17 protein-coding genes are annotated in these 19,371 nt (G+C 64.0%); all 17 read left to right on the forward strand.

What is annotated here, in order from left to right; all coding sequences use genetic code 11:
* The first annotated feature begins 10 nt into the window (after nt 1-10).
* The 17 genes from ACFWHR_RS06300 (at nt 11) to ACFWHR_RS06380 (ending at nt 19,362) form a co-directional block, all read left to right on the forward strand.
* A complete protein-coding gene (locus tag ACFWHR_RS06300; protein WP_382447412.1) occupies nt 11-1,687 on the forward strand; it encodes a ribonuclease J in 1,677 nt (558 codons plus the stop codon).
* A gap of 3 nt (nt 1,688-1,690) precedes the next feature.
* Entirely contained in the window at nt 1,691-2,764 is a 1,074-nt protein-coding gene (locus ACFWHR_RS06305; RefSeq protein WP_382447413.1) for a lipid II:glycine glycyltransferase FemX, read from the forward strand.
* Entirely contained in the window at nt 2,764-4,383 is a 1,620-nt protein-coding gene (gene murJ, locus ACFWHR_RS06310) for a murein biosynthesis integral membrane protein MurJ (RefSeq protein ID WP_382447414.1), read from the forward strand. Before ACFWHR_RS06305 ends, murJ begins: the two co-directional genes overlap by 1 nt.
* Nucleotides 4,380-5,414, forward strand: a complete 1,035-nt coding sequence (locus ACFWHR_RS06315) for a lipid II:glycine glycyltransferase FemX (RefSeq protein ID WP_382447415.1) — start codon at nt 4,380-4,382, stop codon at nt 5,412-5,414. Before murJ ends, ACFWHR_RS06315 begins: the two co-directional genes overlap by 4 nt.
* A gap of 113 nt (nt 5,415-5,527) precedes the next feature.
* Nucleotides 5,528-8,476 (forward strand): DNA translocase FtsK, encoded by a 2,949-nt coding sequence (locus tag ACFWHR_RS06320; RefSeq protein WP_382447416.1) that lies wholly within the window; start codon nt 5,528-5,530, stop codon nt 8,474-8,476.
* Nucleotides 8,477-8,505: 29 nt separating this feature from the next.
* Nucleotides 8,506-9,552: a hypothetical protein gene (locus ACFWHR_RS06325; protein WP_382447417.1), complete on the forward strand. Its 1,047-nt coding sequence runs from the start codon at nt 8,506-8,508 to the stop codon at nt 9,550-9,552.
* 45 nt (nt 9,553-9,597) lie between these two features.
* Nucleotides 9,598-10,197 carry a CDP-diacylglycerol--glycerol-3-phosphate 3-phosphatidyltransferase gene (gene pgsA, locus ACFWHR_RS06330; protein ID WP_382447418.1) on the forward strand — a complete coding sequence of 200 codons (600 nt, stop codon included), beginning with the start codon at nt 9,598-9,600 and terminating at the stop codon, nt 10,195-10,197.
* Nucleotides 10,194-10,745 carry a CinA family protein gene (locus ACFWHR_RS06335; RefSeq protein ID WP_382447419.1) on the forward strand — a complete coding sequence of 184 codons (552 nt, stop codon included), beginning with the start codon at nt 10,194-10,196 and terminating at the stop codon, nt 10,743-10,745. Before pgsA ends, ACFWHR_RS06335 begins: the two co-directional genes overlap by 4 nt.
* Nucleotides 10,746-10,826: 81 nt before the next feature.
* Nucleotides 10,827-12,290 carry an amino acid ABC transporter substrate-binding protein/permease gene (locus ACFWHR_RS06340; protein ID WP_382447420.1) on the forward strand — a complete coding sequence of 488 codons (1,464 nt, stop codon included), beginning with the start codon at nt 10,827-10,829 and terminating at the stop codon, nt 12,288-12,290.
* Nucleotides 12,287-13,045: an amino acid ABC transporter ATP-binding protein gene (locus tag ACFWHR_RS06345; RefSeq protein ID WP_382447421.1), complete on the forward strand. Its 759-nt coding sequence runs from the start codon at nt 12,287-12,289 to the stop codon at nt 13,043-13,045. The genes ACFWHR_RS06340 and ACFWHR_RS06345 overlap by 4 nt, the downstream gene beginning before the upstream one ends.
* A 209-nt stretch (nt 13,046-13,254) precedes the next feature.
* Nucleotides 13,255-13,575 carry a helix-turn-helix domain-containing protein gene (locus ACFWHR_RS06350; protein WP_382447422.1) on the forward strand — a complete coding sequence of 107 codons (321 nt, stop codon included), beginning with the start codon at nt 13,255-13,257 and terminating at the stop codon, nt 13,573-13,575.
* A gap of 145 nt (nt 13,576-13,720) precedes the next feature.
* Complete coding sequence (locus ACFWHR_RS06355) at nt 13,721-13,939, forward strand: DUF3046 domain-containing protein (RefSeq protein WP_382447423.1); 219 nt, start codon at nt 13,721-13,723, stop codon at nt 13,937-13,939.
* 234 nt (nt 13,940-14,173) lie between these two features.
* A complete protein-coding gene (gene recA / locus ACFWHR_RS06360) occupies nt 14,174-15,286 on the forward strand; it encodes a recombinase RecA (RefSeq protein ID WP_382447424.1) in 1,113 nt (370 codons plus the stop codon).
* Between the two features lies 1 nt (nt 15,287).
* Nucleotides 15,288-16,286, forward strand: a complete 999-nt coding sequence (locus ACFWHR_RS06365) for a regulatory protein RecX (RefSeq protein WP_382447425.1) — start codon at nt 15,288-15,290, stop codon at nt 16,284-16,286.
* Between the two features lie 26 nt (nt 16,287-16,312).
* Nucleotides 16,313-17,887, forward strand: coding sequence for a tRNA (N6-isopentenyl adenosine(37)-C2)-methylthiotransferase MiaB (gene miaB / locus ACFWHR_RS06370; protein WP_382447426.1), 1,575 nt, complete (start codon nt 16,313-16,315; stop codon nt 17,885-17,887).
* Between the two features lie 15 nt (nt 17,888-17,902).
* Nucleotides 17,903-18,892, forward strand: coding sequence for a tRNA (adenosine(37)-N6)-dimethylallyltransferase MiaA (gene miaA / locus ACFWHR_RS06375; protein WP_382447427.1), 990 nt, complete (start codon nt 17,903-17,905; stop codon nt 18,890-18,892).
* Nucleotides 18,889-19,362, forward strand: coding sequence for a GNAT family acetyltransferase (locus ACFWHR_RS06380; RefSeq protein WP_382447428.1), 474 nt, complete (start codon nt 18,889-18,891; stop codon nt 19,360-19,362). The genes miaA and ACFWHR_RS06380 overlap by 4 nt, the downstream gene beginning before the upstream one ends.
* The last annotated feature ends 9 nt before the right edge of the window (nt 19,363-19,371 follow it).

Genomic DNA, 19,371 nt, shown 5'->3' on the forward strand with positions numbered 1-19,371 from the left:
AGGAGGCTCAGTGCCCAACCCCGTAATGACCCCGCCCGCTCTCGAAGCGGGAACTCTCCGAATCACGCCGCTCGGCGGCCTCGGCGAGGTGGGCCGCAATATGACGGTCTACGAAATCAACGGCAAGCTGCTTGTTGTTGACTGCGGCGTGCTCTTTCCCGAAGAGCATCAGCCCGGCGTCGATTTGATCCTGCCGGATATCTCGAAGATTGAGCACCGGCTGGGCGACATCGTCGCGGTCGTGCTCACGCACGGTCACGAAGACCACATCGGCGCAGTCCCATACCTGCTGAAGCGCCGCGAGAACATCCCGCTGATCGGCTCGAAGCTGACCCTCGCGTTTGTCGAGGCGAAGCTGAAGGAGCACCGTATTCGCCCGGAGACCCGCGTGGTCGCCGAGGGTGATCGCATCACCACGGGCCCGTTCGACCTTGAATTCATCGCCGTGAACCACTCGATTCCCGATGCGCTTGCCGTCGCGATTCGTACCGAGGCCGGCCTGGTCATCGGCACCGGCGACTTCAAGATGGACCAGCTGCCGCTCGACGGCCGCATCACTGACCTGCGCGCGTTCGCGCGGCTCGGTGAAGAGGGTGTCGATTTGTTCATGACGGACTCGACGAACGCCGAGGTGCCGGGTTTCACCGCGCTCGAGAAAGACATCGGACCCGTGCTCGAACGCGTCATCGAAAAGGCGCCGGGCAAGGTGGTCGTGGCGAGCTTCTCGAGCCACGTGCACCGCGTGCAGCAGGTGCTCGACGCCGCGCAGAAGAACGGCCGCCGCGTCGTGCTGCTCGGCCGCTCGATGGTGCGCAACATGAAGATCGCCTCGGATCTCGGCTACCTGACAGTGCCCGAGGGCGTGCTCGTTGACCTCAAGAAGAGCGGCGACATCCCTGACGAGCGCATTGTCTACATGTCGACGGGTTCACAGGGCGAGCCGATGGCCGTGCTCGCGCGCATGGTGAACCAGGAGCACCAGGTCGAGATCGGCGAGAAGGACACTGTGATTCTCGCCTCGAGCCTGATTCCCGGTAACGAGAACTCGGTGTACCGCATCATCAACGGCCTCATGAAGCTCGGCGCGAACGTCGTGCACAAGGGCAACGCGAAGGTGCACGTCTCCGGTCACGCCTCGGCGGGCGAGTTGATGTATTGCTACAACATTGTGCGCCCGAAGAACGTGATGCCGATTCACGGCGAGTACCGTCACCTCATCGCGAACGCGGGCGTGGCCATTCAGACCGGCGTGCCGCAGAACCGCACGATCATCGGTGAAAACGGCACGGTCGTTGACCTCGTTGATGGCGTCGCCCGCAAGGTTGGCCAGCTCGAAATCGACTTCATCTACGTCGACGGCAAGAGTGTCGGTCACGTGACCGACCAAGACCTCAGCGATCGCCGCACGCTCGCCGAAGAGGGATTCATCTCCGTCATCACCGTCGTCGAGACGACCATGGGCCAGATCATCTCGGGTCCTGAGATTCACGCCAAGGGCGTAGCCGAAGACGATCGCGTCTTCGACAACGTCAAGCCGCAGATCGCTGATGCGCTTGAAAAGGCCATGAAAGACGGCGTCACCGATCCGCACGCGCTGCAGCAGATCACGCGCCGCACCGTTGGCCGCTGGGTCGGCACGAAGCTGCGTCGCAAGTCGCTGATCCTCCCTGTCGTGGTGGTGGTGTAACAGGTGGCAACCGCTCCGGCTTCGGCCGTCGCCCGGTTGGCCATCGGTGCCGAGCGCGCCGCGTGGAACGAGCTGGTCGCAGCCAATCCAGGCGGCGGCGAGGTCTGGTCGGGCCAGCAGTATCTCGAGATTAAGCGCACCCAAAACGGGTATCGCGACATCGCGCTGATCGTTGATCGCATCGGCCATCCGCCGGTCGCGGTCGGCGTGCTCGCGAAGCGGGTGCCGCTGCTCGGAGAGTGGTGGCACCTCCCGGCAGGCCCGGCGGGGGAGGACGTCGCTGAGACGCTCGAAGTCGCTGCGGCGGTCGCGCGGCTGGCGCGATCCCGCGGTGCTTTCTTGCTGAAAATCGAGCCGCGCCTCGGCCGGGATGCGATTCCCGCCATCCACTCCGCTGGGTACGTCGATACCGTGCGCATCATCCCGAATCCGTCGACGATTCTCGTCGACGTGTCGGGCACTGAAGATGAGGTATTCGCGCGGCTCGGCAAGAAAGCGCGCAACGCCATCAACCGCGCGGGACGCGACGGCATCGTCGTGACCCGCGTCGAGCCGACGGGCGAGCACAGTGCGGCGCTTTACCGGCTGCTGCAAGAGACCGCCGAGGGCCGGTTCGTGCTGCGCTCTGAGCGGTATTACCGAGAGTTCTGGCAGAGTTTCGCGAGCGCAGACGCCGGGCAGATGTTCCTCGCGCACCGCGACGGTGAGCTCGTCGCCGGCGCGTACGCGATGGCGCTTGGCGAAAAGACGACGTACAAAGACGGGGCGTCGGTGCGCGCCAAGACTGCCTACGGTGCATCGCACGCGCTGCAGTGGGAGGTCATGCGCTGGGCGAACGAGCGCGGCGCAACTGTGCACGATCTCTGTGGCGCACCGCCGTCTGACCGGGTCGACGATCGTGAGCACCCCCTGTTCGGAGTGGGCCAGTTCAAACGTTCATTCGCGCCGGAGATTACCGACTACGCCGGTGCCTTTGACCTGCCGCTCAAGCCGCTCGCGTATCGTGCGTGGGTGCAGCTCGGTGATCGTATCGCCCGCCGCGCCTCGCTCGCGATTCGGAAGGATCCCTACTACTAATGGCTGCAGGACTCATCCGCGCGAGCGCGGTGATGGCCTCTGGCACGATGGTGTCACGCGTGCTCGGCTTGGCGAAAGCCATGCTGCTCGCGTACGCGATCGGGTCAGTAGGGGCGCGCTCAGCTGACGCGTTCGCGAACGGCAATCTGCTGCCGAACACGGTCTACATGATCTTGCTGGGCGGTGTGCTCAACGCCGTGCTCGTGCCTCAGATCGTAAAGGCGGCGCAGAACAGCGACGGCGGCGCCGGGTACATCAACAAGATTCTGACGCTCGTCACCACCGCTCTCGTCGTGATTACCGGTCTCGCGATGGCCGCCGCTCCGTGGATCGTTCGGCTGACTGTCGACGGCTGGGGCGAGGATCAGCTCGCGCTCGCTACTGCCTTTGCGTACTGGTGCATGCCGCAGGTCGTGTTTTACGGCATCTATACGGTGATGGGGGAGGTGCTCAACGCGCGCCGCCACTTCGGCCCGTTCACCTGGGCTCCCGTGCTCAACAACCTGATCGCCATCGCCGGCATCCTGGTGTTTATCGCGATGTTCGGGGCCGACCCCAAGGGTCACGTGGCAGTGACCAGCTGGAGCCCTGGCATGATTGCGCTGCTCGGCGGGAGCGCGACGCTCGGTATTGTCGCCCAGGCACTGATTCTCTTCGTGTCTTGGCGCAAGGCTGGCATTCGCTTCCGGCCTGATTTCGCGTGGCGCGGCGTCGGTCTCGGGCACACAGCACGGCTCGCGACCTGGACGCTCGCGATGGTCATCGTGATGCAGCTCGGCGGCATCGTGACGAACCGCATCGTGGCGATCGGCTCGGGCGAAGGGCCGTCAACGAGCGCGATGCAGAACGTCTGGCTGATCTTCATGATGCCACACTCCGTGATTGCGGTCTCGCTGGCGACGGCGTATTTCACGCGACTTGCTGAGTGGGGCCAAACAGGTCGCATGGCCGAGTTCCGCAGCGATTTCTCTGCGTCCGTGCGTCAGATCACGCTGGTGATGGTGTACGCGGCGGTCATTCTCGTGACGGCTGCACCGTTCATCGGTCGCGTCATTAACTTCGGCGCGTCTCCTGAGCAGGTTGACATGTTCGGCGAGGCGCTGATGGCGTACGCCGTGAGCCTCGCGGCCTACAGCTTTCTGTTTGTCGTGCAGCGCGCGTTTTACGCGCTCTCAGACACGCGCACACCGTTCATCTTCACCACGATTCAGATGGTGATCGTGATAGCGCTGTCACTGCTACTGCCGATCGTCGTGGCCCCCCGCCACATCGGTCTCTCGTTCGCGGTGATCTGGTCATTCGCGACCATCGTGGAAGCGATCATTGCTACCTGGCTGCTGCGCCGCAAGATCGGCGAGATCGACGGTCGACGCATTGCGCAGAGCCTGACGAAGTACGCCATTGCCGCGGTTCCGGCTATCGTCGTGGGGCTGCTCGCGACATACGTTGGACGCATCATCGCGCCTGAGTTCAGCGTGTGGCAGGCGATACCGTTCGCCGTCATCGAGGCCTTGCTCGTCGCCGCGGTCTATTTTGTTGTGTTGCGATTGCTCAGGTCGTCAGAAGTGTCTGACATCGTCGGCACCATTTCTCGAACCCTTGGAAGGACCCGTTCGTGACCTCCCTCACCGTAACCCCCTGCACCGATCGTGCGGAGTGGGATTCGACCGTCAAGCAGTTTGGCGGCCACCCCCTGCAGCTCTGGGGCTGGGGTGACGTGAAGTCGGCGCACCGCTGGAGCGCCGAGCGCGTGCTCGTGCGCGACGGCGCGGATGCCGATGCGCGGGTCGTCGGGGCGTGCCAGCTGCTGACCCGCACGCTGCCCGGCCCGCTCGGCGGGTTCGTCTACGCCCCGCGGGGGCCCGTCGTGCCGCGCGACAGTGCTGATTCAGACCGCCCGTCTCAGCAGCCGGCCCCCGGCGCGGTGGCTGACGCCGTTGCTGACTACGTGCTCGGTTCGCGGCGCGCGGTCGCCGTATCGATCGAGCCCGACGAGAACGCGGGCGAGTTTGCACTCGATTCGAAGTGGCGTGAGGCGGAAACGACCGTGCTGCCCGCGCGCACGCTGATTCTCGACCTCCGGAACTCCGAGGACGATCTGCTGGGCGACATGTCGAAAAAGCATCGGCAGTACATTCGCAAGTCGGGCCGAGAAGACGCGCTAGAGATTCGCGCCGTCGATACGATCGAGCAGCTCGACGTGTGCCTTGAGGTGTACCGCGAGACCAGCGAGCGCGCCGATTTCGGACTCCACGAAGATTCTTACTACCACGACGTGTTCACGATGCTCGGAGACGATGCCCCGGTGTGGGCGGCCTACGTCGAGGATCGTCCCGTTGCGTTCCTGTTCATGGCCAAGTCGGAACGCACAGCGTTCGAGCTCTACGGCGGCATGGACGAGACGGGGCAGCGGCTGCGCGCCAATTACGCGCTGAAATGGCACGTGATCAGGCACATGAAGTCGCTCGGGATCGAGCGCTACGACTTCGGCGGCCTCATCAACGATGGCGTCACGACGTTCAAGACCGGGTTCGCCTCGCACGAGAATCTTCTCGCGGGCAGCTGGGATCGCCCCGGGCCGGGGTACGCACTGTGGACAAAGGGGCTGCCGCTCGCGAAGCGTGCGGTGCGCGCGTTGAAGCGGCGCTAGCGGGCGGTCGCTCGTCGATTCGGCAGGGGTGATTTCCGCGGAACTTCGCGGCGATTCCGGCGGTCTCGGTGCGTCAACTCGCCAATGTCGGCGGTCGAACGTACCCTCGTACCATGGCCAGTAAAGCTTCGTCGCGCCAGCAATCGGGCAAGACCGCGGATCGGGGTACCCGCTCCACGGCGTCCCGAGCGACCGCGAAAACGAAGGTGCTCGCCGAACCCGCGCCCTCAGAAGGCATCGTCGTTCGCGCCTGGAATGGGCTCGCGCACGCTATCGGTGCCGCCGCTCGCGCCTTCCGAGTCGAGCCACTCGCCCCAGAAGACCGTCGCGATGGCGTGCCGTTGCTGCTCGTGCTTCTCGCCGTTGCCGGCGCGGTCATCGAGTGGTTCTTCATCGGACAGCCGTTCGCTGTGGCGCTCGACGCGTGGTCGTTCGGTGGCCTATTCGGCCGTGTCGCGTTCGGGCTGCCGATTATCATGGTCGGGTTCGCCCTCTGGCTCTTCAACCACCCATCAAGCGTGCACGACAATCGTCGCATTGCCACGGGGCTCACACTCGCGGTGCTGTCGATCGCGGGCCTGTGCCACCTCTACGGCGGCAACCCGAACCCGTGGGACAACCCCGAGCAGCTGAGTGCAGCCGGGGGCGTCTTTGGTTGGCTTGTTGGGGGAGCGCTCGGCTATCTCACGATGTGGGTCGCCGTTCCCGTACTCTCGATCATCATTCTGCTGTCGCTGCTGATCGTCTTGAAGACGCCACCATCCCGCATTGCTCAGCGACTCCGCGAGGCGTATGTCTTCCTGTTCGGTGTCAGCGGTGAGCACGAGGCGTCGGCTGCGGCCAGCGCGGACGCCGCCGTTTCAAAGCGAGACCGCAAACAGGCGAAGGCTTCTCAGCAGGCGCTGTTTGATCTCGAAGCCCAAGAGGGTGATGGTGACGCGACGCCGTGGTGGCGCCGCAACGCGTCCGGCCGCGAAGAAGATCCGGCCTACGCTGGCGACCGCACCGCGCTCGACGCGGCGCTCGATGCTTCAGCCCCTGACCCGTTGCCCGAGCGCAGTGGCGCGTTCGAGTCGGCACTCGCTCCCGAGACCGGCACAGACCTCTTCCCGTCTGATCTGTTCGATGAGCTCGATCAGGCGGAGGCCGCGGTCAGCGCCGCAGGTGTGTCCCCGGCTTCCGGGCTGGGCGATGACTCCTGGGACGCGTTTGATGCGCCAGCAGCCGAACCGACTCCGCCGCCCACCGCGGCCCAGGCGGCGGTGCCTCCGGCCGAGGCGCAGCAGCCGTTTGTTGTCGCGCCGCCGCACAGCCCTGCGAACCAAGCGGCATACGTGTTGCCCGATCAGCACGCACTCGCAACCGGTGATGCGCCCAAGACCCACACCGATGCGAACGATCTCATCACAGCGGCCATCGCGCGCGTGTTTGAGGAGTTCAAGGTTGATGCGCGCGTCTCGGGTTTCTCGCGTGGCCCGACAGTGACGCAGTACGAGGTCGAGTTGGGACCCGGCGTGAAGGTCGAAAAGGTCACGGCGCTATCGAAGAACCTGTCGTACGCGGTCGCATCGAACGAGGTGCGCATTCTCTCGCCGATCCCCGGACGCAGCGCGATCGGCATCGAGATCCCGAACCAGGACCGTGAAAACGTCGCCCTCGGCGACGTGCTGCGTTCCAATAAGGCGCAGCGCAGCACGCACCCGATGACCATCGGCGTGGGTAAAGATGTCAAGGGCGGCTTTGTCGTCGCGAACCTCGCGAAGATGCCCCACCTGCTCGTGGCCGGTGCTACGGGCTCTGGCAAGTCAAGCTTCATTAACTCGATGATCACCAGCATCCTCATGCGGGCCACGCCAGCCGAGGTGCGTATGGTGCTCGTTGACCCCAAGCGCGTGGAACTCACCGTCTACCAGGGCGTGCCCCACCTCATCACTCCCATCATCACGAACCCCAAGAAGGCAGCCGAAGCGCTGCAGTGGGTCGTGAAAGAAATGGACATGCGGTACGACGACCTGGCGAGCTTCGGCTTCCGCCACATCGACGACTTCAATGAGGCGGTGCGCTCGGGTGGCATCGTGCTTCCCGAGGGCAGCCAACGCACACTGAAGCCCTATCCGTACCTGCTCGTTGTGGTCGATGAGCTCGCAGACCTGATGCTGATTGCCCCGCGCGATGTCGAAGACTCGATTCAGCGCATCACGCAGCTCGCGCGTGCAGCGGGCATCCACTTGGTGCTCGCCACGCAGCGTCCGTCCGTGAACGTCGTCACCGGTGTCATTAAGTCGAACGTACCGAGCCGATACGCGTTCGCAGTTGCTTCGGGCACCGACTCACGCGTCATCTTGGACGAGGTCGGCGCGGAACGCCTCATTGGGCAGGGCGACGGTCTGCTGTTGCTCAACGGCGAATCGTCGCCAATGCGTGTGCAGGGTGCCTGGGTTGGCGAAGCCGAGATCGCGCAGGTTGTCAACCACGTGAAGGCGCAGGCGCAGCCCGATTACCGCTCGGACGTCGCTCAGGTGGTCGAGAAGAAGGAAATTGACGAAGATATTGGCGACGATCTCGAGGTGCTGATTGCCGCGATCGAGCTCGTCGTCTCGTCGCAGTTCGGCTCGACTTCGATGCTGCAGCGCAAGCTCCGTGTCGGCTTCGCGAAGGCTGGCAGGCTCATGGACCTCATGGAGTCGCGCGACATTGTTGGTCCGTCAGAGGGCTCGAAGGCCCGTGACGTGCTCGTGAGCCCCGAACAGCTTGGTGAGGTGCTCGGGCGCATTACGGGGGGTCCGGCTGCCGCGCCGCCGTTCGATCCGGCTCGTCAGGCTGCGCAACCGGCGCAGGCCGCCGTCCCGGCCGCGGCGACAGCTCCCGCAGTAGCGGAGTTCGCGGACCCAACGCCGACCCGCCCAGTCGAGGCGGAGACAGATGTTATTGATCCCCTTGCAGACTCGTTCGGATTTGGGGATTCCCGGTACGACGATCCAATCGCGCAGCACCAGTCGACGCTTGAAGAGGTCGACGACGACGGCGATGAAGACGCCTGGCAGCTCACCGGTCGCGACTAACGGACCGACGGTAGGAACAAGGAGGCATCGTGACTTATCCCGATGGATACACGCCCGAACGGCAGCCCGACACTCGCGCCCCAGAAGCCCGTGCCCTGTCGCCTAAATGGATGTGGGGAGTGACGGGTGGGCTCGCCGTACTCGTACTGGGTGGAGCCGGTGTCGTCGTCGGACTCGACGCGCAAACGCATAACAGCGGCTCAGTGCGCAACGTGGCCGAGCGCTACATTGACGCGGTGCAAGCGGGCGATCTCGACGAGGCAGAGCAACTGTACGAGGGCGAAGGCGCTGACTCGTCTGCCGCGCTCACACCCGAGGTGTTTGAATCGGCAACGCACATCACAGATACGAAACTCTCGGGATTCCGCGTCAACTTCGAAGACGGCCGTGCCTCGGGCAACCTCAGCTATCGCCTCAACGGTACCCCGTACACCGATCAACTTGAAATGTACCGATCAGACGATGACGATGACGATGAGTGGCAGGTCGTCAGGGGCCTGCGCTACGAAGTGTCGCTCGATGGTGGGGGAAGTGCGCTGAGTTTCAAGGGCATGGATGCGCCCTTCCCGGCTGACGCCGGGTCCATCACCGCGTATGCGGGTGAGTATGAGCTGGTTTCGCAAAACAAGTTCTTCTCGGCCGCAAATGACGCCCGGTTTGCAGTCACGTCTGAGTACACGAGCCTGTACACGGCGGATCAGGTGACCCCGAACGACGGGTACGCTGACGAGGTCGACCGCCAGGTTTCGCTCTGGTACGAAGAGTGCGCAGCTCAGACCGATGTTTGGGAACTGCAGAGCTGCGGCATCGACGCACCTGACCCGGGCAGCAAATTCGCCGATCCCTCGCAGGTACAGGTGTCCGTTGAAATGACGCGGGCGCCTTCGGTGTCGGACGCCGACGGGATGCAAGACTGGATCCCGCTCGCTGATGAAGGGGAATTTGTCGTCACGTACTCGGGAGAAGACCTCCGGGATCGACGCATCACCTCGAAAGAGCGCGTGCAGGCCACGGCTGGCGACGTTGAGGTAACTCCGACGAGCGACGGCCTCGACGTCGTCGTCTACCCGTACTGAGGCGAAGCGAGTGGGCCACTCGACCGACTCAAGTAGGCTGCTGATATGACCGGCACCGCACCAGCCTCCGCGGCACCCAGCAACTGGAACGCCCCGAACATCATTACTGGTGTGCGTATTGTCGCGACACCCTTCCTGCTCTGGATGCTGCTCGCGGATGCTGGTGCCGATGGGCCGTGGCGCTGGGCCGCGGCAGCGTTCTTCGCTCTGGCAATCGCAACGGACGCGTGGGACGGGCACATTGCTCGCTCGCGCGGGCTGATCACCGATCTCGGCAAATTGCTCGACCCAATCGCAGACAAGTTCCTGACGGGAACCGCGCTCGTGGGCCTGTCGATCTTGGCCGAGCTGCCCTGGTGGGTCACGATCCTGATTCTCGTGCGCGAGGTCGGCATCACCGTGCACCGGCTCATTGTGGCGCATGATGTGGTGCTTGCCGCTGCATGGGCAGGGAAGGTCAAAACTGTCGCGCAGTCAGTCGCAATTACGCTTGCACTCCTGCCGCTTGCCAGTGTGCTCGGGCCCGCAGCTCCGGTTGCCGTCTGGATCAACGTCATCACGATGTCGATTGCCTTCATTCTTACGATGTACAGCGGCATCGACTACGTCGTGGGGTACATGCGGGCGCGGAAAGCGGCGCGGTGAGCGACCCTCAGGTCTTTTCGAAGGCGCGCGACGTCATCGAGGCGGCATCCGCGCGCGGTCTCAAGCTGGCCGTTGCCGAGTCGCTCACAGGAGGGCTCCTCGCCGATGCCTTCGTGTCGGTACCTGGCGCATCTCGGGTGTTTTCCGGGGGCGTTGTCGCATACGACACGGCTCTGAAACGTTCGCTGCTGCGGGTCGACGCGGCGCTGCTACGGGAACGCGGCCCGGTCGATGGCGAGGTCGCCGAGCAGATGGCGATGGGCGTGCGGCTTGCCTGCGCCACCCCAGGTGGCGACTCGATCGCCTCCGTGGGAGATGAGACGTTCGCTCCCGCCGACATCGGCGTCGCGACGACGGGCATCGCGGGCCCGGACCCTGATCCGCAGACCGGGCAGCCCGCGGGAACAGTGTGGATCGCAGTGAGCTTCGCGGGCGGCGAGCGGCGCTCGCAGCTCGCGCTGGACGGGGATCGCGCGAGCATTCGATCCGCCACCGTATTGGCCGCGATCGACCTCGTGAGCGTCGCCCTCGGCATCGGAAGTGAATAGCTAGTCCAATTTCTCGCTACGCTGGAGTCGATTCGATCATCGCAGATCGCGGCGATCCAGCTCCGCAAAGGGGAATAGAGAGTGCAGAAGAACAGACGTTGGACTCGCTTGCGCGCGGGTCTCGCGGCCGGGTTCGCAGCGACGCTGCTGCTGGGCACAGCCGCTGCGACGGCGGTCGCGCCGGCCCAGGCCGAAGAGAAAACGTTCGTCATTGCGACGGACACCACCTTCGCTCCATTTGAGTTCCGCGATCCGTCGACCGGCGACCTCGTGGGCATCGACATGGACCTGATGAATACGATCGCTGACAAAGAAGGCTTCAAGGTCGAGATTCGATCGCTCGGGTTCCAGGCGGCGCTCTCGGCCGTGCAGACCGGCCAGGCCGACGGCGTTATCGCAGGCATGTCGATTACTGACGAGCGCAAAGAGATCTTCGATTTCTCTGAACCCTACTTCGAATCGGGCGTGCAAATGGCGGTTGCCGCCACCGACGATTCAATTACCAGCTACAAGGATCTCGCGGGCGAGACGGTTGTAGCCAAGTCGGGCTCTGAAGGGCTCGCAGAAGCAGAGAAGCTCTCCAAGAAGTATGACTTCACGGTGAAAGCGCTCGATCAGTCCGCAACGATGTACGAATCGGTGAAAAACCAGTCGGCGGTCGCGGTCTTTGACGACTACCCGGTGCTCGCGTACGGCATTGACCAGGGCAACGGCTTGAAGGTTGTCACCGACAAGATTCCGGGCGGCGAGTACGGTTTCGCAGTGGCGAAGGGAAAGAACCCTGAGCTGCTGGCGTCGTTTAATGACGGCCTCGCGAAACTCAAGGCCGATGGCACCTATGACAAGATCCTCGACACGTACCTCGGGTCATCTGAGACGAAACCGAGTGCGGGCGGCAATATCTTCCAGCTGGTCGGGCAGAGCTGGCCGGCGCTGTCGAAGGGCCTGTGGAACACGGTGTCGATCACCGTGGTGTCGTTCGTCATCGCGTTGATTCTCGGCCTCGTCTTTGGGTTCATGAAGATCTCGACGTCCCGGGTGGTGCGAGGTATCGCGACCGTGTACGTTGCAATCTTCCGTGGCACCCCGATCTTGGTGTGGGCGTTCCTGTTTTACTTCGGTCTGCCGCAGCTGACCGGCGCACCCGGCAACGTCTTCTTGGCGGGTGTCGCGACCCTCGCGCTCAACGCCGGCGCGTACCTCACTGAGATCGTTCGCGGTGGATTGCAGTCGGTCGATCCGGGGCAGATGGAAGCCGCTCGCTCACTCGGTCTCGGATGGGGTCGATCAATGCAGCGCGTGGTCATGCCGCAGGCCGTGAAGATCTCAATGCCGTCGATCATTAACCAGCTCGTGATCACGCTCAAAGATTCGTCGCTGCTTCTGACCATCGGCTTCGCCGAACTGCTGTACCAGGCCCAGCAGATCTACGCTGCGAACTTCCGCACGACAGAAATGCTGATCATTGTCGGCGTCATGTACTTCATTGTCATCACGCTGCTGACCTGGCTCGCGAATATCGTTGATAAGAAGGTGAACAAGTGACCGAGAATACGGCGACGCAGACTCGCACTCCCGCGATCGAGGTCGTGGGGCTGCGCAAGTCGTTTGGCAGCAACGAGGTGCTCAAGGGTATCGACCTGGTGGTGACCGAGGGCGAAGTGGTGTCGGTCATTGGGCCGTCGGGATCGGGCAAATCCACTATCTTGCGCTGCCTCAACCGCCTCGAAGAGCCCTCCGGAGGAACGGTCGTAGTGAGTGGTATCGAGCTCACCTCGACCAAAACCGACATCAATGTGGTGCGCCAGAACATTGGAATGGTGTTTCAGCACTTCAACCTCTTCCCGAACATGACTGTGCTCGAGAACATCATGCTCGCGCCCGTTGACCTCGGTAAGAAATCGAAGGCCGACGCCAGGGTCGATGCGCTCGCGCTGCTTGACCGCGTGGGGCTTACCGAGAAGGCCGATGCCCGGCCTGCATCGCTTTCCGGCGGCCAGAAGCAGCGCGTCGCCATCGCCCGTGCACTCGCAATGGAACCGAAGATCATGCTGTTCGACGAGGCTACGTCGGCGCTTGACCCGGAGATGGTCGGCGAGGTACTCCAGGTGATTCGCGATCTTGCCGCGTCGGGTATGACAATGGTGCTCGTGACGCACGAGATGGGGTTTGCGCGGGAGGTGTGCGACCGTGTCGTGTTTATGGCTGAGGGCGTCGTGGTTGAAGAGGGGACGCCCGAGCAGGTCTTTGGGGATCCGCAGCAGGCTCGCACACAGGAGTTCCTTTCAAAGGTGCTCTAGGCCCCTCTCGCGGGGCCATTCCTGAGTCTTCACTGGACTTGAGTCGAGCTGGCTCAAGTCCAGTGAGATCTCAGGAATAGAACGACTATGCTCGGAGTTATTGTCAGTACGGCGATCGAAACAGGTCGGCGTATCCGCAGCGACAACCCTGTCGCGTAGCGGGTAGGGTTGAGGCACGACTCGGGTTGTGCACGTGAAGGAGGGTTCGCATGGTGCTGATGCGTCAAGAGATCGGCGATGTACTGCGTGACTTCCGGTTGCAGAAGGGGCGCACGCTGCGTCAGGTCGCCGGGGAAGCCAGCGTTGCGCTCGGGTACCTGAGCGAGGTTGAGCGCGGTCAAAAGGAAGCCTCGAGTGAGATTCTCGCCGCGGTTGCCGATGCGCTGGACACACCGCTCTCGGTCATCATGGGCGAGGTGAGTGAGCGTCTCGCGGTCGTCGAGGGACTGTCGCTGCCGATGAGCCACCGCGTTCCAGACACGATCCCCGCGGATCTGGTGTCGGGGTACGCGCCCGAACTGGTGTCCTAATCCCCAGTTCTTCATTCGTTCCGTGAACTACGGTGAGGAAGCGCCCGGCCGGTTTCGGTCCGGGCGCTTCGTCTTATTTATGGGGACCGGGCCGAGTGCAGTGAGGGCTGAGAGTGTCAGTGAAGGAAGGGGGTGAGCGATGCGGATGAGTGAATTTCGGCGCGCCTGCGCCTCCGAATTTGGCCCCGACTACGCCCCCATTCTGCTGCGGGACCACTGGCTAGCGTCGCTCGCTGGAACCGCAAACGAGGCTCTTGAGCGTGGCGTTGCCCCGCGTCATGTGTGGGAGGCGCTGTGCGTCGATCTCAATGTTCCAGTGGGGCGCCGTCACGGGCGCGGACTGCCTGACCCGCGAGATCGCTAGCTGACACGCCGACACGTTATTCGAATATGTGTTCGAATGGTGTTATCTTCGTCAACAGGTGGCGCAGTGCGCTGATTCATGAACAGACTGGCAGCTCCCGGCATCAGTGTCGGTGGTCCGATCTAACGTGAATACCGCACGACCACCAATGCCTTGTCTACCCCGACCGGGGTCGAGACAGTATGTAGGCAGCACACCCAGCGGCACGCCGCGCACGTGATGAGGAGCAAGACCATGGCAGCACCGAAAGACCGCGAAAAGGCCCTCGAAGCCGCTCTCGCACAGATCGACCGGAACTTCGGTAAGGGCGCGATCATGCGCATGGGCAGCGACGAGCGTCCGCCCGTCGAAGTCATCCCCACGGGTTCGGTTGCACTGGACGTCGCGCTGGGTATCGGGGGGCTTCCCCGCGGACGCATTGTCGAGATCTACGGTCCCGAGTCCTCGGGTAAGACGACGCTGACGCTGCACGCGATCGCAAACGCGCAGCGCGCAGGCGGTATTGCGGCGTTCATCGATGCAGAGCACGCCCTCGACCCCGTGTATGCCCAGAAGCTCGGCGTTGACATCGACGCACTGCTGGTGGCGCAGCCCGACACTGGTGAGCAGGCCCTCGAGATCGCAGACATGCTGATCCGATCGGGCTCTGTCGACCTGGTCGTCATTGACTCTGTCGCCGCACTCGTGCCTAAGGCTGAGATCGAGGGCGAGATGGGCGACAGCCACGTTGGTCTGCAGGCCAGGCTCATGTCGCAGGCGCTGCGCAAGATCACGGGCAGCCTGAACTCAACGAAGACGACCGCCATCTTCATCAACCAGCTGCGCGAGAAGATCGGTGTCTTCTTCGGTAGCCCCGAAACCACGTCCGGTGGCAAGGCGCTGAAGTTTTACGCCTCAGTCAGGCTCGACATTCGCCGCATCCAGACGCTGAAAGATGGCACTGACGCGGTCGGCAACCGCACGCGCGTGAAGGTCGTCAAGAACAAGATGGCACCGCCGTTCAAGCAGGCCGAATTCGACATTCTGTACGGCATCGGTATTTCGCGCGAGGGCTCACTCATCGACTACGGCGTGGAGCAGGGTTTCATTAAGAAGAGCGGTGCCTGGTTCACCTATGACGGCGATCAGCTGGGCCAGGGCATGGAGAACGCGCGTCGTTTCCTCATCAACCACCCCGATACTGCGCTCGAAATCGAAGAGAAGATCCTGACGAAGCTCGGTGTGAACGGCCGCAAGGAGGCAGAGGCCCCCGCAGCAGAGGTGCCCGCGGCCAAGGCTCCGGCAGCTACCTCGGCGAAGACCGCTACGGCACCGGCCGCTGCGGCAGACAAGCGGGCGAGCGCTTAATATGGCGGTCCGGTTCGTTCCTCCGCCCGCCGAGGGTTCCTCGTCGCGGGCGGAGCATCCGGGTGATCTCGCTGAGGTCATCGAGCTGCGGTCGCAGTTGCGACGCCCGCGCGCGACGCCGTTGACCGACGAGATGCGGGGCGGCCATCCGGCCGGTTCGCAGACGGATGGGTGGTCGCGAGCGCGCTCCCAAGACCCTTCGCTTCACGATGACGATGATCGGTTGGCGTCCGTTGTGTCTGACGCCGAAGATGAATCTGACACCGAGACTGAACCTGACGCCCCAGCCGCGGGGCCCGCGCTGCACCTCGTGCGGCCCGTCGTGCACGCGAACTTCGCGGAGCGTGTCACTCAGCTCGGGGGAACCGAGCACACGGGCGCAGCGGTGCAGACGAACGTCGACGCATCGAAGCTCGATGCCGCCGACCAGGACGATGACGCTGAGAGTGACGACGCTGCGGGCGACGAACACGACGTCCCCAGCGAAATCGAGTCGGCAGAAACTGGCCGCACGGCGACGGAAGACGGGGTGCGTTTGCTCGGGCGCCGCGCGCGATCGAGTGGCGAGCTTCGTGAGGAGCTGGCCCGATTGGATCACGGCGTTGATGCGATCGAAGATGTCATTGACGAGTTCACACGCAGCCTGTACCTCGATGACCTGGGGTTGGCTCGAACGCTGACCGAGAAGCTCCGCGACACGAAGCGCGCGAGCCGCTCTCAGATTCGGGTGAAGCTGCAGGCGCGCAAGCTGCCGAACGATGTCATCGAAACAGCGCTCGGTGAACTCGATGTCGATCAGGAGTTCGAGTTGCTGCGCGAAACCGCGCGCCAGCGCGCGGCAAAGCTGGGTGGTCTCGATCGCCAGGTTGCCGAACGCCGACTGCTTGGTTTCCTCGCTCGACGGGGCTGGTCGGGGGAGCCCGCTACGCGGGCAGCCCGTGACGCGCTCGACGGTGCGGGCCGTGCTTCACGCGGCGGTTCCGGCGTCCGGTTTCAGTAGCTCGCAGCGCCGGTAGAATTATTCTCATGAGTCTCACCGCCGTCGAACCCACTCTCATCGAGCGTTCACCCGCAGCGCTTCGCCGCGATGGCACCCCGCGCAGCTACTCAGTACGCACGCTCGGGTGCCAGATGAACGTGCACGACTCCGAGCGGCTCTCTGGTTCGCTCGAAGCTGCCGGGTACGTTGCCGCCGAAGACGCCGAGTCCGCTGACGTCATCGTGATTAACACCTGCGCCGTTCGTGAGAACGCCGCCAACAAGCTGTACGGCAATCTCGGGTACCTCGCCAGCGTCAAGCGCGAGCGAGAGGACATGCAGATCGCTGTGGGTGGCTGCCTCGCGCAAAAGGACCAGGGCGTCATCGTGCAGAAAGCGCCGTGGGTTGACGTCGTGTTTGGCACGCACAACATGGGCTCGCTTCCGGCGCTGCTTGAGCGCGCGCGTCACAACGCTGAAGCGCAGGTTGAGATCCTCGAATCGCTCGAGGTCTTCCCCTCGACACTGCCGACGAAGCGCGACTCTGCGTCGAGCGGCTGGGTATCGATCTCGGTCGGCTGTAACAACACCTGTACGTTTTGCATCGTGCCCGCACTCCGTGGCAAGGAGAAGGACCGTCGCCCAGGCGACATCCTCGCCGAGGTCCAGGCTCTCGTCGATGACGGTGCTATCGAGGTGACGTTGCTCGGTCAGAACGTCAATACGTACGGTGTCGAGTTCGGAGACCGCCAGGCATTCGGCAAGCTGCTGCGGGCTATGGGCGACATCGAGGGTCTCGAGCGAGTGCGCTTCACGAGCCCTCACCCCGCTGCGTTCACCGAAGACGTGATCGCTGCGATGGCCGAGACGCACAATGTGATGCCGGTGCTGCACATGCCGCTGCAGTCGGGCTCCGACGCGGTACTCAAGGCCATGCGCCGTTCCTACCGGTCGAAGAAGTTCCTCGGTATTCTCGACGCGGTGCGGGAGCGTATTCCGAACGCGGCGATCACCACCGACATCATTGTGGGGTTCCCCGGCGAGACCGACGCAGACTTCGCCGACACGCTTCGCGTCGTCGAAGAATCGCGGTTTGCCACCGCGTTCACGTTCCAGTACTCGATCCGCCCCGGAACTCCGGCGGCCGAGATGGAGAACCAGCTGCCAAAGGCCATCGTGCAGGAGCGCTACGTGCAGCTCACGGCGCTGCAGGAGCGCATATCGCTCGAAGAAAACCAGGCGCAGATCGGACGCACCGTCGAGGTGTTAGTGTCCGCAGCCGAGGGAAAGAAAGACGTCGCGACGCGTCGTTTCTCTGGCCGCAGCGAAGACAACCGCCTCGTCCACTTCGCGCTTCCGCTCGATGCGAACAGTGCTGACGAACCGCGCCCCGGCGACGTCGTCACGGTCGCTGTCACCGCAGCGGCGCCGCACTTCGTGATTGCTGACTCGGCGATCGCCCCTGCACCGGGGGAGCCCGCGCTCTACGCCGTGCGCCGAACGCGCGCTGGCGATGCGTGGGATCGTCGTCAGGCAGAGAGCTGCGGGGTGCCCGCGCCCGCGGCCGACGCAGCGGCTCCGCGCGTGGTAAGCCTCGGGCTGCCAGCGCTCCGTAGCCGGTGAACCGGTGACGCTGTAATGCGTGCCGAAGACCTCGGAGGTGCTCCGACTTCGTCCGGACCTCGGTTGTGGGCAATAGTTGGTGCCACCGGTACGGGAAAATCGGCGCTCTCGCTCGACCTTGCGGAACAGCTCGCGGCAGATGGCCGCGCGGCCGAGATCGTGAACGCCGATGCAATGCAGCTGTACCGCGGCATGGACATCGGCACGGCCAAGTTGCCGGTCGCCGACCGTCAAGGCATCACACACCACCTCTTCGACGTGCTCGCGCCGAGCGACGAGGCCACCGTGGCGTGGTACCAGCCCACGGCGAGAGAGACCATCGCAGCCATCCATAACCGCGGTGCCGATGCGATTCTGGTCGGCGGATCGGGCCTGTATGTGTCGAGCGTGCTGTTCGATTTTCAGTTTCCACCGCGCGACGCGGCGCTGCGCGCCGAACTTGAAGCGACAGAGCAGCGAGACGGCGTTGATGCACTGGTCGAGCGCTTGCGCGCGCTCGACCCCGCTGTCGCGGCCGCCGTCGACGTGCGTAACCCGCGACGCGTGGTGCGGGCATTGGAGGTCGCGCTGCTCGGCGGCGACGCCCAGGTGACGCTACCGGCCGCGCCGAAGCTTTGGCATGATCCGGCGCCGGGGGCGACGCGCATCGTCGGTGTTCGGGCGGAGCGCTCCGAGTTAGTTGCCCGGCTAGACCGGCGGGTCGAAGATATGTGGGCGGCGGGCATCGTGGACGAAGTGCGTTCGCTGCTACCGCACGGTATCGCCGACGGACCAACCGCCTCGCGGGCCATCGGGTATGCGCAAGCACTTGCGCAACTCGACGACCGTCTCACGGAGGCCGAGGCGATAGCCGAGACGCAGGTGCTCACTCGCCGCTATGCGCGACGTCAGGTGAGCTGGTTCAAACGCTACGCAGCCGTCGAGTGGGTGACCGCGGGGGAGTTGCCGCGATCCGGCGCTTTCGCGAGTGCTGCGACCGATCCGAATGAAAGGATCGCCGAATGAGCGATACGACCAGCGCGATTCCCGACGGCGCGAGCGCATCCGGGGCGATTCGATCGTGCACCGATGGTGACCTCGAGGCCGTCGTTGAACTCTGGCGCGTCGCCGGGCTGACGCGACCGTGGAATGACGCGCGCGCCGACTTCATGCGCAAGCGCGCAGTGCAGCCCGAGATGTTTCTCGTGCACGTGGACGCGAACGTCGTGGTCGGCACCGTGATGGCGGGGTATGACGGGCATCGCGGATGGCTGTACTACCTCGCAACGGACCCGGCCCGACGCGGGGAGGGCATCGCGCGCGGGCTGATTTCCGAGGCCGAGAGGTTGCTCACCGAACTGGGCTGCCCCAAAGTGCAGCTCATGGTGCGCCCCGACAACGCCGAGGTTGTGGCGTTCTACGATGCGCTGGGATACGAGGAGGGTGACATTCTGCTGCTCGGGAAACGGACGATTTCTGATGTTCCGGACGCGTAAGCTGGGTGC

This window comes from Leucobacter sp. NPDC058333 (assembly GCF_042726155.1).
Classification (GTDB): domain Bacteria; phylum Actinomycetota; class Actinomycetes; order Actinomycetales; family Microbacteriaceae; genus Leucobacter.

Excerpts from the sequence above, each read along its gene's own strand:
- ACFWHR_RS06350 (WP_382447422.1), top strand. The coding sequence starts at position 13,255 with ATGGTGCTGATGCGTCAAGAGATCGGCGATGTACTGCGTGACTTCCGG.
- ACFWHR_RS06320 (WP_382447416.1), top strand. The coding sequence starts at position 5,528 with ATGGCCAGTAAAGCTTCGTCGCGCCAGCAATCGGGCAAGACCGCGGAT.
- recA (WP_382447424.1), top strand. The coding sequence starts at position 14,174 with ATGGCAGCACCGAAAGACCGCGAAAAGGCCCTCGAAGCCGCTCTCGCA.
- ACFWHR_RS06355 (WP_382447423.1), top strand. The coding sequence starts at position 13,721 with ATGAGTGAATTTCGGCGCGCCTGCGCCTCCGAATTTGGCCCCGACTAC.
- murJ (WP_382447414.1), top strand. The coding sequence starts at position 2,764 with ATGGCTGCAGGACTCATCCGCGCGAGCGCGGTGATGGCCTCTGGCACG.
- ACFWHR_RS06380 (WP_382447428.1), top strand. The coding sequence starts at position 18,889 with ATGAGCGATACGACCAGCGCGATTCCCGACGGCGCGAGCGCATCCGGG.
- ACFWHR_RS06365 (WP_382447425.1), top strand. The coding sequence starts at position 15,288 with ATGGCGGTCCGGTTCGTTCCTCCGCCCGCCGAGGGTTCCTCGTCGCGG.
- miaB (WP_382447426.1), top strand. The coding sequence starts at position 16,313 with ATGAGTCTCACCGCCGTCGAACCCACTCTCATCGAGCGTTCACCCGCA.
- pgsA (WP_382447418.1), top strand. The coding sequence starts at position 9,598 with ATGACCGGCACCGCACCAGCCTCCGCGGCACCCAGCAACTGGAACGCC.
- miaA (WP_382447427.1), top strand. The coding sequence starts at position 17,903 with ATGCGTGCCGAAGACCTCGGAGGTGCTCCGACTTCGTCCGGACCTCGG.